Genomic DNA, 15,420 nt, shown 5'->3' on the forward strand with positions numbered 1-15,420 from the left:
GGAAACCCCGCCCCTACAGGGTTTGCGATTTAAAACTGTACCTCACTGATATGAAAACCGCTATATCTGCTTTTAGGGGATTTGTGGGGGATTTTTAGATGTTCATCGACACACGTCGGCAAATCGCTGAAACCCTATATTTTCCGTTGAGGTGTGTCGATTGCTTACTGGGAAAGGATTTCAGCCATGTGTTTGACTCCATTTTGGGCAGTGTATATAATCTTTTTTAGAGGTGTGTCGATTTGGTGGCTGAAACCCTTACTGGGTAAGGGCTGCTAGACGAACTCCCCACCGATTGGGTTAAATCGGAATTATTGGAAACCCTTGTTTTGTGCCAAGTTCGTCTTTGTCATCTATTGCCCCACCGATTGGGTTAAATCGGAATTATTGGAAACAAGCGAGGTTTACCACCAGCGCTTTTTCTCTACTTCTTCCCCACCGATTGGGTTAAATCGGAATTATTGGAAACTTTTTGCACATTTGACCCCATTGCGGCAGGGTCAGCAAAAGCTGGAAACCGTGATTATCTCGTTGACCCCGCCGATGTCTCTCTCTGACAGGGTTTCAGGGTTTTTCTACCTCTAACTGACTCAGATAAATTCTGTGTCCATAGACCCCGCCGCAAACGGCATCTGGACATTAGGCACAGTCAGGGCTTAATGTAGGAGGGGTCACTTCTATTCTTAGAAGTGGAATTAATGGAAACACTTCGCTTGGAAGCAGGTCGATTGCGTGCAAGACATAGTCACTTCTATTCTGAGAAGTGGAATTAATGGAAACCAGCTACGAACTTTGTAACCCTTGGATAGTAATTCTGCTGTCACTTCTATTCTGAGAAGTGGAATTAATGGAAACTTTCTAGCTGTTAATACTAAAGCTGTTTGGTCTTCAATGTCACTTCTATTCTGAGAAGTGGAATTAATGGAAACGCCCAAGGTGCAGCAGGGGTAGGGGGGTTTACATAGATAGTCACTTCTATTCTGAGAAGTGGAATTAATGGAAACAAGCTTGCAACGTCAGAAACGCTCAACGCCAGCAAGTCACTTCTGTTCTGAGAAGTGGAATTAATGGAAACCCTGCACATGCCGCGCGCGCTGGCCGCCTTCGAGGTCACTTCTATTCTGAGAAGTGGAATTAATGGAAACTTCTATCTGATTGGCTTCCTTGAGCGCTTCTATCGCGGTCACTTCTATTCTGAGAAGTGGAATTAATGGAAACGCCAATGGTATTTCTGCCATTCATTCATGTCAGACGTCACTTCTATTCTGAGAAGTGGAATTAATGGAAACTCGTGGAGGACAGAGCGCCCTATCTCATCTTCATGTCACTTCTATTCTGAGAAGTGGAATTAATGGAAACTCAATCTATTCAAAACTAAATGCCGATGACGCTTACCGCGAGTCACTTCTATTCTGAGAAGTATCCACTGAGGTATGTGCAAAATAGGACACGTTGTAAACAAATGTTGCGAAACGTGCTTTAGTAATTTGTCCAAAAATGGTACGAAACTACTCATCTTTTTGCATAATAAAATCAACTCTTCACGCTATTCCGTCCCTCAAACTTGCCCATTAATGACCTTTTAAGGCGATGTTTTCACATAAGGATGCTCTAGACAAGCTAGGGACAAGTCTTTATTTGTTGCCCATAATTCAGTAGATAGAGTCATTAGTCAGTTATTTTCTCCTTTGAGGAATAGTGGGCGGGTAGGCGATGGCACGGGCTTTGCCGAACGTTTTTGGTGGGCCGTTCGTCCTTCGCTCTCCATCCCCTAAGAGGTTGTTTGAAAAGTATCAAAATTGATCTAGATCCCCCCTTGCCCCCCTTAAAAAGGGGGGTAAAACTTCTTAAAGTCCCCCTTTTTAAGGGGGATTTAGGGGGATCTGCTGGTGCTTAATACATCACTAAAAACTTTTCAAACATCCCCTAAGAATTAGGAGCAGCACCGCCAAAAATCAGTCAGGATTCTTTATATCTGTCATTTTTTAATAACATCTTTTACCATCACCCAAAAAAAGCAGGTAAATCACTGGTTTTATTCAGAATAAATAAACTTTCATCTCCACCACGCCCAATTCGTAAGGTTTCATCTAAATAAGTAATATCGAGAGTAGCAACTCTACCTTGAGGATTATTAGCCGCTACAACTTTAAATGGATTTAGTTTAGGCGTATCAATACCGAGAATCTTTTCAATTGCTAAATAACGCTTATCAAAATCTACATTAATCCGTTTATCCGCTAAACCTGATATATGATTTATCGCAGCCTCAAAGCTAGCTGTTACCTTAACATATCCCGATACCAGCCCTAGAGGATGGGTAACTTGAGCTAAATTAAAAAACAGTTTGTCTGCAATATTAATCACTTGATAAACCTTACCCACCCGTAAACCCAATGGCAGAGAATCTAAAGAACGGATTTCTCTGGCTGTGGAATATTGCAGTTGCCAAGCCCCCTCTAACAAAGCAGTAGCATGGAGGAGTGGTTGAGGATGAGGATTGAGATTTTCTAGTTCCGTTGTCAATTGTTCAATTTCTACGGCTAAAGTTTTATCTAGCTTCAAATTAGTAACAGGAGAACCATCACTGTTAGTTTGAATCTTCTTAAGTGTCGCTTGTAATTTTTCCTTCACAAGTTGATTATTCATCAGATAAAACAGTTGTAGAACACTTATAAAAGTGTAACCCAAAACCGTCATGACTTTCTTTGAGAATCGCGGTGGGCTAGACCCAGATTTTGCTGACCCCCAAAATCGAGATTTAGATATTCTTAAACAAAAGTCAAACCCGAACCTTAAATTAATTGTTGCCCCTTTTTCTGAGATTCAACGAGGGTCTAACAAGTTTTTTTCAACAATTGTCTGAAAGTCGCTTGACAAAAGATTTACAGGCTTAACTTGTCACCAATGCGTTATCCCTAAGAGGATGTTTGAAAAGTTGTTTGTGATAAATAAAACACTCGTAGATCCCCCCAACCCCCCTTAAAAAGGGGGGCAAAAACTTCTCAAAGTCCCCCTTTTGAAGGGGAGCCATTAATTTTTAATTTTTAATTTATAATTGGAGCGAAGCGACTTGACTTTTCAAACATCTTCTAACAACAGTTTTATCACCAACAAAAAAAGAGTGGATAATGGCGGCTGTTACACCACATTATCCACTCGGAAATTACTGAATTAGAGTCTGACTATTTAAACTAGCAAAAATCCCCAACAATTAACGCGACTCAGTACCTTGATTAGGACTACCTGCTACAGAATCTTCTCCTGGTGCTTCTGGTGTAGCGGTGGGTCTAGCATCACTTTTTTCAGCATCGCCGGTTTTGCGAATATCTTCTTGGAGAGGGGTTTGATAACCACCTGATGCGGTTGGTGTAGTTTCTTTCTTATCAGATTTTTGTTTTTGTTCTGCCATGATTACAGTCCTATTATTTAATCTAGAAACAATTTTAAAAGTTAAGGAATGGAAAAACATCTATCTAGAATCTAGTTATGGCTGATGGATCTATCTGTCGTAGGTATTGTTTACTCAGTACATAGATATCGACAAATATAACCCTATGATTGCCTAGATATAGCCTGAGAGTAGGGGATGAAGCGCTGCTGCTTTGGTGCCGATCGCGATCGCAAGATAATATTTTGTCTAGCTGGTAACTCAGATATGCTTTGCGGAATGCACAAACAAAATAGGTTGAAGTGTCATTAATGGAAGCGATCGCTTTTTCTTTACCATCTGGCTGCATCCTCCGCAGGGCTACATCTGCTGATATATGGTCGATTCGGCGGTTGGTGTTCTCAGCAAAACTCGACCCTACCCAATTACGTTGGCAGCAATTTTGGGTGATTGAATGCAACGGGGATTTATTCGCTTGTGGACAGTTACGTAACTTCTCAGATACACAAGAACTTGGTAGTTTGGTCGTTGCACCCCCTTGGAGAAGTCGCGGTTTGGGCAGTTTTCTCACCCAGCATCTGATTAATACAGCGACGCAACCCTTGTATCTGGAATGTCTAGGTGAGAGACTGGCGGCGTTTTACAGTCGTTTTGGGTTTGTGGAAACTTCTTTTACAGACTTACCGTCATCGCTTAAAGGTAAGTTTGGTGTATCAAAATTAGCTAAAAGGTTGTTCAGAGTGCCTGTGGTATTTATGCAGTATGTGCGATCGCCTAAATAAATTATCTCCAACTTTGGGGTGGCAGTGTTTAGTTAAGCCTGTTGCCAAGAACGACAGATGCACCCAAATTAAGAGAGGCAATAACTGCATAAAGCTGTATCAATCAACCGTATATAACTATAGAGATGCAAATCCAATAAACTTAACCAACTTTGAAATTCTTAATTATGAGGTGAGTAATTATGCTCAATTTTACTCAAACTTCTTTACATAGCGACCTGCTCCAGCCAATCCGCCAATGGTTGGAATCGATCGAAATTCATAATTCCAAGTTTGCTCATTTCTTGTGTAAATCGATCCCATCTCAATGTCCATTTGAACGAGATGTCACACTGTTTGGTCAGAAGTTATTTCACATTCCGCCGATGTGTAAATTAAATCCTCTTTATGAGCAAGTTGTGAGCCTGCGTTTCAAAGCGCTCTGTTATCTTGCTGATGAATGCGGCGAAGATGTTACAGTCTATTGCTAATAGCTAGTGAGAGCGTCTTCTGATTTAGCAGTTAAGGGTAATTACAGACTTACGGTTGTTACTTACTCAGCTTTATACTAAGCTAACGTAGACCTAATTGAATGTCTGGCTATTTAGTAGCTAGTACATCTCTAAAAAGTTCTTAGTCTGTGTTACTTACCATCCCCTGCTGAAATCATTAACATCATCATGACGCACATCTTACTGGTTGAAGATGAAGTCAAATTGGCTCGATTTGTAGAATTGGAACTGAATTATGAAGGCTATCAAGTCAGCGTCGCCTACGATGGATTAACCGCACTTACCGCAGCGCGAGAGTTGCGTCCGGATTTAGTCATTTTAGACTGGATGCTGCCTGGTGTATCGGGGTTGGAAATATGCCGCCGCTTACGAAGTACGGGTGATAAAGTACCGATAATTTTATTAACCGCCAAAGATGAAGTAGGCGATCGCGTTGCAGGCTTAGATGCTGGTGCTGATGATTATGTAGTTAAACCCTTCAGTGTTGAAGAACTATTAGCCAGAGTCCGGGCCCACCTGCGAAGAACCAAAGAAACCGATACCGCAGATACCTTAGAGTTTGCCGACCTAAGTTTAAATCGTCGGACGCGAGAAGTACACCGAGGTCAGCGCTTAATTGAGTTAACCGCCAAGGAATTTGACTTACTGGACTATTTACTAGCCCATCCGCGACAGGTAATTACGCGCGATCGCATTTTGGAAGAAGTCTGGGGTTACGACTTCATGGGCGATTCCAACATTATTGAAGTTTACATTCGCTACTTGCGCCTGAAACTTGAAGCTAATGACGAAAAGCGCCTCCTGCAAACAGTGCGCGGTGTCGGCTACGTCTTGCGCGATTATGCGTAAGTGAAGTACTCCGGCTTGCTTCGCTGAAGCCGTAGCTTCAGTAAAACAACCATCATCGTTTCGCGTCTCACCCGCCGTCGCCTCTTTGTACAAGCACAAATTGGACTTACACCGCGTCTCTCGGTTTGCACCGTTTATCCCCTCAAGGGAGAACCCGCGCAGCCGTCCGCCTCCGCAGACAGTTTGATTTATTTTCCGTACAGTAGGCTTGGCTTATTTTTTACCGCCGAACGTAATCAGACGAACCAGTGGTCTACTCTTTCCCCCTTTCTCACGCTCTTAGACAAGGCATAGCATATTACTGCTACGTGACCGTTTGTTGTGAGTCGTGTGGGTGGGTCAACAACCATTTACATATTATCATATATGTGGCGTAACGTGTACACAAGTATGAAAGAGAAATCATTGCGTTTTCGGATGTCTGAGCGGCGGTACAATAAGCTCAAGGTATATGCCACTAATAAAGAAAAGACGATGACACAATTGATTGAAGACTGGATTGACCGACTACCGAGTCCAGTTATTGACGATTCCTCAGCCATCTCACTCCCTAATCAACCATTAGGTTGATATTGGTCGGAGATGCTTTCGTCATCGTCCAGCTATCCATCCCCTCCCTGCTGCGCTGAGGGAGGGGAATTTCGCCGAATTAGTTAAATGACGACTGACGCAGCACCGACATAATATTAGTCCACGCAGGACGTTCGGCGAAGCTCAGTCGAGCCGTGGACTTTGTTTGTATAGCCGCGACTTCCAGTCGTTAGGGCTAAGTGCAAAATATGAATTTACGTGTTTTTGGGCGTTCTCCCACACTCAGCAAAAATTCACCCAACTATATATATTAGGATGCAGAAAGCCAACTCTATACCAGTTCAATGACTTATCTAGAAACAGCGGCGCAGTTTTACCACGAAGTTGCTCAAACACCACAAGTAGGACTTTGTTGTGTCCAAAGTACACCCCTGCAATTACCAGGGCTGAAAATTCCTGACAAGATGCAAGCAATGAACTATGGTTGTGGCACCACAGTACACCCCACCGAACTCTTCAACCAACCCACCGTCCTCTATGTCGGCGTTGGTGGTGGCTTAGAAGCATTGCAATTCGCTTACTTTTCCCGCCGTGTAGGTGCTGTAATTGCTGTTGAGCCAGTTGATTCCATGCGGGAAGCCGCCACCCGTAACCTAGAAATAGCTGCTGAAGAAAATCCCTGGTTTGATACCAGCTTTGTCGAAATTTGCACCGGGGATGCCTTTAACTTACCCATTGGTGATGCTTCTGTCGATGTAGTGGCGCAAAATTGCCTCTTCAATATATTTGAACCAGAAGATTTAACCCGTGCTTTAAAAGAAGCATATCGAGTATTAAAACCAGGTGGTCGCTTGCAGATGAGTGACCCAATTGCTACACGTCCCATTCCTGCACATTTACAACAAGATGAACAGCTACGCGCCATGTGTTTATCAGGCGCACTCACATATCAAGAGTACACTCAACGCATCATTAATGCTGGCTTTGGTCAAGTTGAAATTCGCGCCCGTCGCCCTTATCGTCTGCTAGATACCCAGACTTATAAACTAGAAGAAAATTTACTTTTAGAAAGTCTCGATTCTGTCTCCTTCAAAGTTGCGATTCCCGAAGACGGTGCTTGTATTTTCACCGGCAAAACGGCAATTTATGCTGGTACAGAACCATTTTTTGACGACTCAGCCGGACATTTGCTGCAACGTGGTGTTCCCGCTGCTGTCTGTGATAAAACCGCTGCAAAACTTGCGAATTTTAATCCAGCAGAAATCATGATTACAGATTCCACCTGGCATTATGACGGCGGTGGGTGTTGTTAACATTTCCGGAATGCCCAATTTAACCTTGCCACTCCAGAAATAAATCATGATTCAAACAGCAATCACACCTTTCATCCACAAACTAAATTCCCCTTTAACAAAAAGAGGAATCACAGTTTTACAAATTAATCTCGGTAAGCGATGTAACCTAGCCTGTACACATTGCCACGTCGAAGCTGGACCAAAACGGACTGAAGAGCTTTCCCCAGAAATTTGCCAACAACTAATTTCCTTAATTCACAAATTCCCAGAAATTCAAATTGTAGATTTAACCGGCGGCGCACCAGAAATGAATTATGGATTTGAGCTATTGGTAGCAGCAGCTAGGGAAACTGGTAAACAGGTAATTGTTCGGTCTAATTTGACCATTTATTTTGTCGATGGATTTGGTGATTTACCAGAATATTTTGCTAAAAACCAAATTAGAGTTGTGGCTTCTCTGCCCTGCTATTTAGCAGATAATGTCGATAAAATGAGGGGTACAGGTGTTTTTGATGATTCAATTAAAGCTTTGCAGTGGCTTAACCGACTCGGTTATGGCAAAGAGCCGAATTTAATTGTGGATTTAGTTTATAATCCCCAATTACCCAGCGGTGAAAAATTTTCCTTAGCGCCTGAACAGACTAATCTAGAACGAGATTATAAAATGTTTTTAAAAGAACATTTTGATATTGTATTTAACAACCTCTTCACCATCACTAATTTACCCGTTGGTAGAACTAAATTACATTTAGAGCGTAAAAAACTGTACGCCAGCTACTTGCAGTTTTTAGAGTTGCAATTCAATGCCGATACAATTGAGCATTTAATGTGCCGTGACGAACTTTCTATTGATTATCTGGGCAATGTTTTTGATTGCGACTTTAACCAGATGATGAATTTGCCTGCCAAAACTGGTAATGGTGAAACTCTAACAGTTGCCAAATTGTTAGAAGCTGGCAGTTTAGACTTGATTAAGGAAGTGCAAACCGCTGCCTATTGCTACGGTTGTACTGCTGGGTGTGGTTCTAGTTGTGGTGGTGCTTTGGTGTAAACTTTTCTAAAGCGGGAAGGATGAAATGGCAAATTTTTCATCCTAGCTAAAGGTTACATCCTTGATTTGTCATGGATTTTGGGTTTGGGTTTGATTGATTAAAAAAGTATTTATGTCATCAAAAAACAACTATGTAACAAAAGTTATGGTGCTGGCATAGTAAATAGTTAGATGGGTTTATGATTGAGGTGAGTTAAGTCTCCTCACACCACACCAAAAATCCGTGGATTATTCTCAATTTCCACGGTTTTATTTTTTCACTAGTGATAATCAAAGAAGAAAAGCCAGGGCGAATATAATTCGCGGCTACACAAACGTTCGCGTAGCGTCCCGTAGGGATAATCCACCTCCGTGGACTGTCGGAGATAGTCTACGTAGGTTGGGGAGCCACAAAAATTGCGGGGGTTTCCCCCGTTTCCTCTAAGTGGCGTTTGAGGAACGAAACCCAACATTTGGGAGACGAAGGTTGGGTTTCACTTCGTTCATTGGTGTCAACTTAAGCTCAAACCGTTGTCCCACAGCCGTTTTACCCCACCCCTAATCCCCACTCCGTGCCCGAGTTCCCCTCATGAGCTTCGGGGAGGTTTTGCGTCAGTAAAACTGGGGTGGGGTTCCGAGAAAGTGATTTGTAATTGAGCAGATTCGATATAACCTGATTACAAGGGTTTCTGCTTAAGTTGATACTCATGCACTTCGTTCTACCCCTACTACAATTTTCTTAACACCAAGCGTATTGAGATAGATGGGAATTGATTTAAGTTCGGAGTTACCGCTTCAGCGCTAAGTGCAAGCATCAAAGCTTTTAGTTTTAGTGGTGTCATCCTCAAAAAATTCTGTTACCAAAACTGTTACGAAGGCGTCGTTTTTGGGCAGTTACTTTAAGATGATGAATAGTTAAACTCCTCACACCACACTGAAAGCCGCAAAACTCGATGTTTCGCGGTTTTTTTTTGATGTACAGTGACTAATTATTTGTCGATGACGCTTTGTTGTCATTTAGGTTCCCGATCAGGTAGCACCACGAGTATATTAGTTAACCCAAGTTGTAAGGGTCGAAATATTTACTATTCTCAGGCTGACTTGTTGGTGCTGGAAGTAGTAGAGACGTTGCATGCAACGTCTCTACATTGGTTAGCGGTTTTTTTATGCCAATTAAACGGACATCATATTATTTCTGCGATCGCACATTCTATTTTTCCACAACGCCGGAACTTTAAACCTTGCCCCACAGTTTAGACATTTTGATCACAAGCGGAGATAGTGGCGATCGCATTTCCCCGTTTCCTTAAACTACCACTCAAGCCGGTGACAAGGCGTTTCAATATAACAAGCCCCAAATAACTGAATCAGTTCATGCTGCATACCCACCCTTGCATCTTGCTCTTTTCCCCCTCTTCCTTGGCGCACTTGGTGTCTTGGCGGTTCAAATCCAACCCCACCCAATTACGCTAAAGTTGCAAATAAGCGTGCATCTAGGAGGAAAAAATCATGAAAGCAGTCTTAATGACAGCAGCAGGGAAACCCGAAGTACTGCAACTACAAGAAGTCCCCAAACCCACACCCGGAAATACAGAACTATTAGTTCGCTTAGTAGCAGCCGGCATTAACCCCATTGATACCAAACTGCGAAGCCGCGGCACATTCTACCCCGAACAAATGCCAGCCGTTTTAGGATGTGATGGTGCTGGTATTGTCGAAGCTGTAGGGGCTGACGTTCAGCGATTCCGCTCTGGTGATGAAGTATATTTTTGCTATGGTGGTTTAGGCGCACACCAGGGAAATTATGCAGAATATACTACTGTAGACGAGCGGTTTGTCGCCCGTAAACCCGCTTCCGTCTCCTTTGCCGAAGCAGCAGCCGCCCCGCTAGTCTTAATCACTGCTTGGGAGGCTTTATACGAACGGGGACGACTAGAACCAGGGGAAAAAGTTTTGATTCATGCTGGTGCTGGTGGTGTCGGCCATGTAGCTATTCAATTGGCAAAACTTAAAGGTGCAAATGTCGCCACAACTATCGGTTCAGAAGACAAGGCAAACTTTGTTAAAGAATTAGGTGCTGACGAGACAATCTTTTACAAACAAACAGACTTTGTTCAAGCGGTATTAAATTGGACGAACGGCGAAGGCGTAGACTTAGCTTTTGATACCGTCGGCGGCGAAACCTTTCACCAAACCTTCCCCGCAGTCCGTGTATATGGCGATATTGTCACCATTTTGGAACCAAAGACCAATACAATTTGGAAAACTGCCAGAGAACGTAATCTCCGCATTGGTTTAGAATTAATGCTTACGCCAATGCTGCTAGGATTAACAGAAAGCCTTCAGCATCAAGGCGAAATCCTCCAACAATGCGCTACCTGGATAGATGAAGGTAAGTTAAAAATTCACGTTAGTCACAAATTCCCCCTCGCAGAAGCTGCAAAAGCTCACCAATTACTAGAAACTGGTTCTATCACAGGTAAAATTGTTTTGCTGATGAGTGACGAATAATAAGCAAGCAATTTGAACAAATTTTGTTTTCAACGCAGAGGAACGCAGCGGTTAAACGCAGAGGTACGCAAATTTTCTCTGGGTTCCTTTGCGCTTTCCTTAGCTATCTGCTGCGTTTTACTGTTTTCCCTCCCAGTAGCGGCACAACCAGAACGCACACCCTTAACTCTGGAACTGTTACAAGAAAGGCTACATACACCCATAGTCAGAGAAGGTAATTTGACCGTAGATTTACGGCAAATGGTGATAGATTTACGACCTGAAAATGCCAGCTTTCGCGATACTTTTTATCAACTGCTGCGAAAAGAATTGCAAAAGACTGGTGCAAAACCGTTGGGCTTAGACTTGAGTAATTCTTTGATTCAGGGAGATTTTGTGGGTAGCGATTTGGGTTTGAAAACACCTCTATATGCCCAAGAAATAGCCCCAATTTTTACCGCCACTGAACAGGAACAATTAGAACGCCTGCGCTTGGTTTGTTTGCAATCATTAGCGATCGCATTTCCCAACTCCAAAGACTGTAGATCGCTTTTAGAACCTGAGTCAACTACCTCCAGTCAACTCACCGTCTTCCGTGGGTCCTTAACACTGGTACAAACCCGCTTCAATGGGGAAGTGCAGTTCCCCAATACATTCTTTCTTCAGTCTGTGGATGCCCATGGTGCAACCTTTCTGCAACCCACTAACTGGACAGAAACCAGATTCAGCCGTTCCGTCAGTTTCACATCTGCCACTTTCAGGCAACAGAGCCAGTTTCAGGGCAGTATTTTTTTTTACAAAGCTAATTTTAAGGAAGTTACATTCCAAGAAACTGTTGATTTTAAAGGTAGTATCTTTACCAATACTGCCAATTTTAACCAAGCGAAATTTAAGCAATTGGCTAAATTTAGTCATGGGCTGTGGCAAGGAAACGCTGATTTTTCTGATGTAGTTTTTGCCAATCAAGTACAATTTACAAAAGCGAATTTTAATCAGTTTCTCTTTTTCACGGAAGCGACTTTTGAGCAAGCCGTGAGTTTTCGAGAAACCCAATTTGATCAAGCTATAAATTTGCAGGGTGCTAGCATTCTCAATCAAGCAGATTTTAGTGATGCTAGGTTTGCCAAAACTGCTTATTTAAATGTACCTGGTCTAACTTTTAACTCCAACCAAGCGAAAATTTTGGGTAATCCTGGTCAGATTGGCAAGATGTTTTGCATACCCACTTTGCAAGGTAATCAAAACATTTTGCGGAATTTGGGGCAAAATTTCCGTCAGCAGCAACAAATTGCCGATGCCAATCAGTTGGAGTATACAAAACAGCGATTAAGATTAATAGAATTAAGCCGCCGTTTAGTAGTGACTAATATTAATAGTGCAAACCTTACTAGTTTGATTAATTTAGGTTTTACTCTCACTCAGGCGTTAGCTATAAAAGAGCGGCGTCAAGTACAAGCGTTTCGCAACAGCAGCGAGTTATTGACTTTAGCAGACATCGATTTAAAAACGTACACCCAAATTAGCGATCGCCTAGTTGTGAGTGAACCTCTTTCACTTGGTGGGTGGTTACTGCAAGCTTTGACTTGGTTAGCTTTGAGTGTCCTGCTGCTGTTGAGTGGCTATGGTACGGACTTTTGGTTAGTTTTTGGGGTGGGGGGATTAGCGATCGCCTATTTCGGCTTGCTATTTTGGCTAGTTGACCGCTACCGTCGTTTGCGTCCTGTACCTATTATTCCCACATATTACGAAACTATTTCCATCTTGGCTAGTTTTAGCTGTTTATCATTCTTTAGCTTATTAGCCATTTTTCGTCATGCTGAACAGCCTTGGCTCACTTTAGGATGTCTGTTAATTATTATTTTTCCCATACCAATAACTTTATTATGCCGACTTTATCAACAAGGACGTTATCACGACTTAATGAATGTTTCTTACTTCACTGAAGACGGTACTCTCCGGCAGTTAAGATTACTAATTGGACGTTTGCCAGTAATCCCCAGAAATCCTACATTCCGAGAGAGATATATGTCTCTGTTGTGGAATCGCCGTTGGAACTGGCTTAACTACTACGACTTTAGCCTCAATAACCTAGTACGATTAGGATTTAACGATATCCGCCTACGGGACGAACATCTTCCTGGCATTATCGCCGCACTTGCTTGGTATCAGTGGAGTCTAGGTTTACTTTACATTACCCTAGTTTTGTGGACTCTCTCCCGCACAATTCCGGGATTAAATTTATTAATTTATCTGAAGTAACTTTTATTTAAAGAGCCTGTAAATCTTAACTTGAGGATTTTACCTTTTTCATAGATTTAGCTTGACTAATACCTTCTTGCGCGTAGTCTTCCTCGGTGAAGTAGTAGTAGCTGTAGGGTTCATTTTTAGGAATCACACCATTTACTACCTGTCCCAAAACATTCTGACCAGATTTTTCCAGAACTTCTTTAGCAAAAGCTGCATTCACTGAATCAACTACTCCTGGACGAACTACCAACAAAACACCATCAGCCATTTGACCTAAAGTAGCAGCATCAGCAGCTACATTTAATGAGGGAGCATCAATAATTACGAAGTCATAGTTAGCAGAAAAGATTTCTATCAACGACGCCATTCGTTTTGAGTCTAGGAGAGATCCTGGACTAGGAGGTACTACCCCGGAAGTCAGAACATCTAAATTATCCATAACTTTTTTGATAGCTGTTTTAATTTCAGTCTGTCCAACAATCAAATTAGTCAGACCTTGACTATTAGTCAGATCCCAAATTTTGTGCTGAACTGGACGGTGCAAATCTCCATCTATCAGTAAGACTTTACACTCCATTTGAGCTATTGCTACAGCCAAATTAGTAGCGACTGTTGTCTTACCTTCTCTGGGTACAGAACTGGTGACAACAATAACTTTTAGCTCTTTATCAGCACTCATAAACTTCAGATTTGCCCTGAGCATCCGGTAAGCTTCACTTATCGGGGAACGAGGAAAATTCTTCACAATAGATCTTTCGCTATATGACTCATTTTCTTCATGTACACGAATAGATTTTTTCAACTTGTCCACAGAAGGGATTACCCCTAATAAAGTCAATTCAAATAATTTTTTTGCCTCATCAACAGTCTTGATAGTTTTATCCTGTGCTTCCAAAATGAAGACAATCACCAAGGTAGCTATCATAGCCAGTAAAGCAGCACTTATGAACATAGAAATAGAAGAATTTGGCTCTTCAGGAACTTGCGCTTCAGATACCTTGATAACGTTACCTACAGTCTGATTTTCTGCTATTCGGCTTTCTTGTAGCTTTTGGAGTAAAAGTGAATAAGTAGATTGGGCTGTTTGTAGTTTGCGTTCTAACTCACGTTGTTGTTGCTCTAATTGGGGGAGCTTATTGAGGCGTTGTCTGTAGATAGCTTGTAACTTAATTAAGGTAGATAATTCACTAGTTAGACCCAGATAAGTCGACTCTAGTTCTACAAGCCTTGCCGTAAGTTGCTGTTGCAGCATGCCCATTGGCAATTCGTCATTTATATTTTTTGAATTCGTCCCGGTAACTTGTATTTTTCGTTTTTCTAGTATCTCGTTTAAAGCTTCTAACTTCTGTTTTAAGTTAATTATTTCGGGATGGGAATCTTGGAGAAATGTCCGCCTAGCTGCAAGTTGAGATTCTAGCTGTTGGACTTCTTTCAGGATGTCTTGTACCCCAGTAGACTGGCTCATGGAATTTACAGCCACCGCTACCTGAGGGGTCATGGCTAATTGCTTTTGTATGGAGCTAAACTGAGCAGTAACTCCAGCTATTTTAGACTGAGTATCACGGATTTGCCTTTCCAAATCTGAAGTTATTTCCACTCCCTTAGTAGCTTCTTCTTGTAGAGAAATAACTTGGTTCTTCTCTTTAAAGTCACGTGACGCAGCTTCTAATTTCCTAAGAATCAATTCAGCATTAGGCACTTGTTTCTCTAAAAACTGGCGTGCAGCAGTTGCTTCGCTTTTCTGGGAAATTAAATTATGTTCTAAATAAACTTCTATCTGCATATTAACAACTTGAGCTGCTATTTTAGGATTAGCATCTTTATATGAGATTTTCAGAATATCAGTTTTCTGAATATCATTAACTGTAAAATTTTTCAGAAAATCTTTTATGTTTAGAGATTTGCCTTTGTTATTTTTTAATTTGAGTCTGTCTATAGTCTTTTGCACAATAGGAACAGAACGTATCACTTCAGCCTCTGTGTTTATAGGATTAGTTTTGTTGTCTTGTACCAGTGGTTCTAATTTACCTATTTCTGTTCCTACTCCTGTTAGGGAAGAAATACTATTTATCTTTTGCAACTTCAGGGTACCTTCCGCAACGTAGCTAGGCTTTTTTAAAGATAAAGCTAGTAACAAAAGCAGCAAAGTTGGGATAAATATTCCTAAACCAGTTAACCAACGATGCTTGATAATTTGCCAATATTTATCAAAATGGAAACCAGAATCTGTTGATTGCATAAATCTATTTTAAATCCTTAATTAGTGATGAATAAATTCTCAGATTAGGAAATTTTAAAATCTTGTTAGTCCATC

11 protein-coding genes and 1 CRISPR repeat array are annotated in these 15,420 nt (G+C 41.7%); of the genes, 8 read left to right on the forward strand and 3 right to left on the reverse strand.

Annotation, left to right across the window (positions count from 1 at the left end):
- Positions 1-670 precede the first annotated feature (670 nt).
- Positions 671-1,359: a CRISPR direct-repeat array (repeat unit 36 nt; unit sequence GTCACTTCTATTCTGAGAAGTGGAATTAATGGAAAC).
- A gap of 645 nt (positions 1,360-2,004) precedes the next feature.
- The gene (locus CYLST_RS19785) at positions 2,005-2,649 is read right to left on the reverse strand and encodes a PAP/fibrillin family protein (protein WP_015209513.1); all 645 of its coding nucleotides are present in this window, start codon (positions 2,647-2,649) and stop codon (positions 2,005-2,007) included.
- Between the two features lie 565 nt (positions 2,650-3,214).
- A complete protein-coding gene (locus tag CYLST_RS19790; protein WP_015209514.1) occupies positions 3,215-3,412 on the reverse strand; it encodes a hypothetical protein in 198 nt (65 codons plus the stop codon).
- A 290-nt stretch (positions 3,413-3,702) separates the two neighbouring features.
- Between CYLST_RS19790 and CYLST_RS19795 the strand changes: the two genes are divergently transcribed.
- The 8 genes from CYLST_RS19795 (at position 3,703) to CYLST_RS19835 (ending at position 13,118) form a co-directional block, all read left to right on the forward strand.
- The gene (locus CYLST_RS19795; protein WP_015209515.1) at positions 3,703-4,173 is read left to right on the forward strand and encodes a GNAT family N-acetyltransferase; all 471 of its coding nucleotides are present in this window, start codon (positions 3,703-3,705) and stop codon (positions 4,171-4,173) included.
- A gap of 182 nt (positions 4,174-4,355) precedes the next feature.
- Complete coding sequence (locus CYLST_RS19800; RefSeq protein WP_015209516.1) at positions 4,356-4,643, forward strand: Mo-dependent nitrogenase C-terminal domain-containing protein; 288 nt, start codon at positions 4,356-4,358, stop codon at positions 4,641-4,643.
- 189 nt (positions 4,644-4,832) lie between these two features.
- The gene (locus CYLST_RS19805) at positions 4,833-5,513 is read left to right on the forward strand and encodes a response regulator transcription factor (protein ID WP_015209517.1); all 681 of its coding nucleotides are present in this window, start codon (positions 4,833-4,835) and stop codon (positions 5,511-5,513) included.
- Between the two features lie 390 nt (positions 5,514-5,903).
- The gene (locus CYLST_RS19810; protein ID WP_041233180.1) at positions 5,904-6,083 is read left to right on the forward strand and encodes a hypothetical protein; all 180 of its coding nucleotides are present in this window, start codon (positions 5,904-5,906) and stop codon (positions 6,081-6,083) included.
- A 305-nt stretch (positions 6,084-6,388) separates the two neighbouring features.
- Positions 6,389-7,357, forward strand: coding sequence for an arsenosugar biosynthesis arsenite methyltransferase ArsM (arsM, locus tag CYLST_RS19815; RefSeq protein WP_015209519.1), 969 nt, complete (start codon positions 6,389-6,391; stop codon positions 7,355-7,357).
- 46 nt (positions 7,358-7,403) lie between these two features.
- Positions 7,404-8,390, forward strand: a complete 987-nt coding sequence (gene arsS / locus CYLST_RS19820) for an arsenosugar biosynthesis radical SAM (seleno)protein ArsS (protein WP_015209520.1) — start codon at positions 7,404-7,406, stop codon at positions 8,388-8,390.
- Between the two features lie 1,488 nt (positions 8,391-9,878).
- On the forward strand, positions 9,879-10,880 hold the full coding sequence (locus tag CYLST_RS19830) for a zinc-dependent alcohol dehydrogenase family protein (protein ID WP_015209521.1): 1,002 nt from the start codon (positions 9,879-9,881) through the stop codon (positions 10,878-10,880).
- A 12-nt stretch (positions 10,881-10,892) separates the two neighbouring features.
- The gene (locus tag CYLST_RS19835; RefSeq protein WP_015209522.1) at positions 10,893-13,118 is read left to right on the forward strand and encodes a pentapeptide repeat-containing protein; all 2,226 of its coding nucleotides are present in this window, start codon (positions 10,893-10,895) and stop codon (positions 13,116-13,118) included.
- A gap of 25 nt (positions 13,119-13,143) precedes the next feature.
- Here CYLST_RS19835 and CYLST_RS19840 read toward each other — a convergent pair whose 3' ends face one another.
- Positions 13,144-15,345, reverse strand: coding sequence for a GumC family protein (locus CYLST_RS19840; RefSeq protein WP_015209523.1), 2,202 nt, complete (start codon positions 15,343-15,345; stop codon positions 13,144-13,146).
- Positions 15,346-15,420 lie beyond the last annotated feature (75 nt).

The organism is Cylindrospermum stagnale PCC 7417 (genome assembly GCF_000317535.1).
Lineage (GTDB): Bacteria > Cyanobacteriota > Cyanobacteriia > Cyanobacteriales > Nostocaceae > Cylindrospermum > Cylindrospermum stagnale.

Excerpts from the sequence above, each read along its gene's own strand:
- CYLST_RS19800 (WP_015209516.1), top strand. The coding sequence starts at position 4,356 with ATGCTCAATTTTACTCAAACTTCTTTACATAGCGACCTGCTCCAGCCA.
- CYLST_RS19810 (WP_041233180.1), top strand. The coding sequence starts at position 5,904 with ATGAAAGAGAAATCATTGCGTTTTCGGATGTCTGAGCGGCGGTACAAT.
- CYLST_RS19805 (WP_015209517.1), top strand. The coding sequence starts at position 4,833 with ATGACGCACATCTTACTGGTTGAAGATGAAGTCAAATTGGCTCGATTT.
- CYLST_RS19785 (WP_015209513.1), bottom strand. The coding sequence starts at position 2,649 with ATGAATAATCAACTTGTGAAGGAAAAATTACAAGCGACACTTAAGAAG.
- CYLST_RS19790 (WP_015209514.1), bottom strand. The coding sequence starts at position 3,412 with ATGGCAGAACAAAAACAAAAATCTGATAAGAAAGAAACTACACCAACC.
- CYLST_RS19840 (WP_015209523.1), bottom strand. The coding sequence starts at position 15,345 with ATGCAATCAACAGATTCTGGTTTCCATTTTGATAAATATTGGCAAATT.
- CYLST_RS19830 (WP_015209521.1), top strand. The coding sequence starts at position 9,879 with ATGAAAGCAGTCTTAATGACAGCAGCAGGGAAACCCGAAGTACTGCAA.
- CYLST_RS19795 (WP_015209515.1), top strand. The coding sequence starts at position 3,703 with ATGGAAGCGATCGCTTTTTCTTTACCATCTGGCTGCATCCTCCGCAGG.
- arsM (WP_015209519.1), top strand. The coding sequence starts at position 6,389 with ATGACTTATCTAGAAACAGCGGCGCAGTTTTACCACGAAGTTGCTCAA.
- arsS (WP_015209520.1), top strand. The coding sequence starts at position 7,404 with ATGATTCAAACAGCAATCACACCTTTCATCCACAAACTAAATTCCCCT.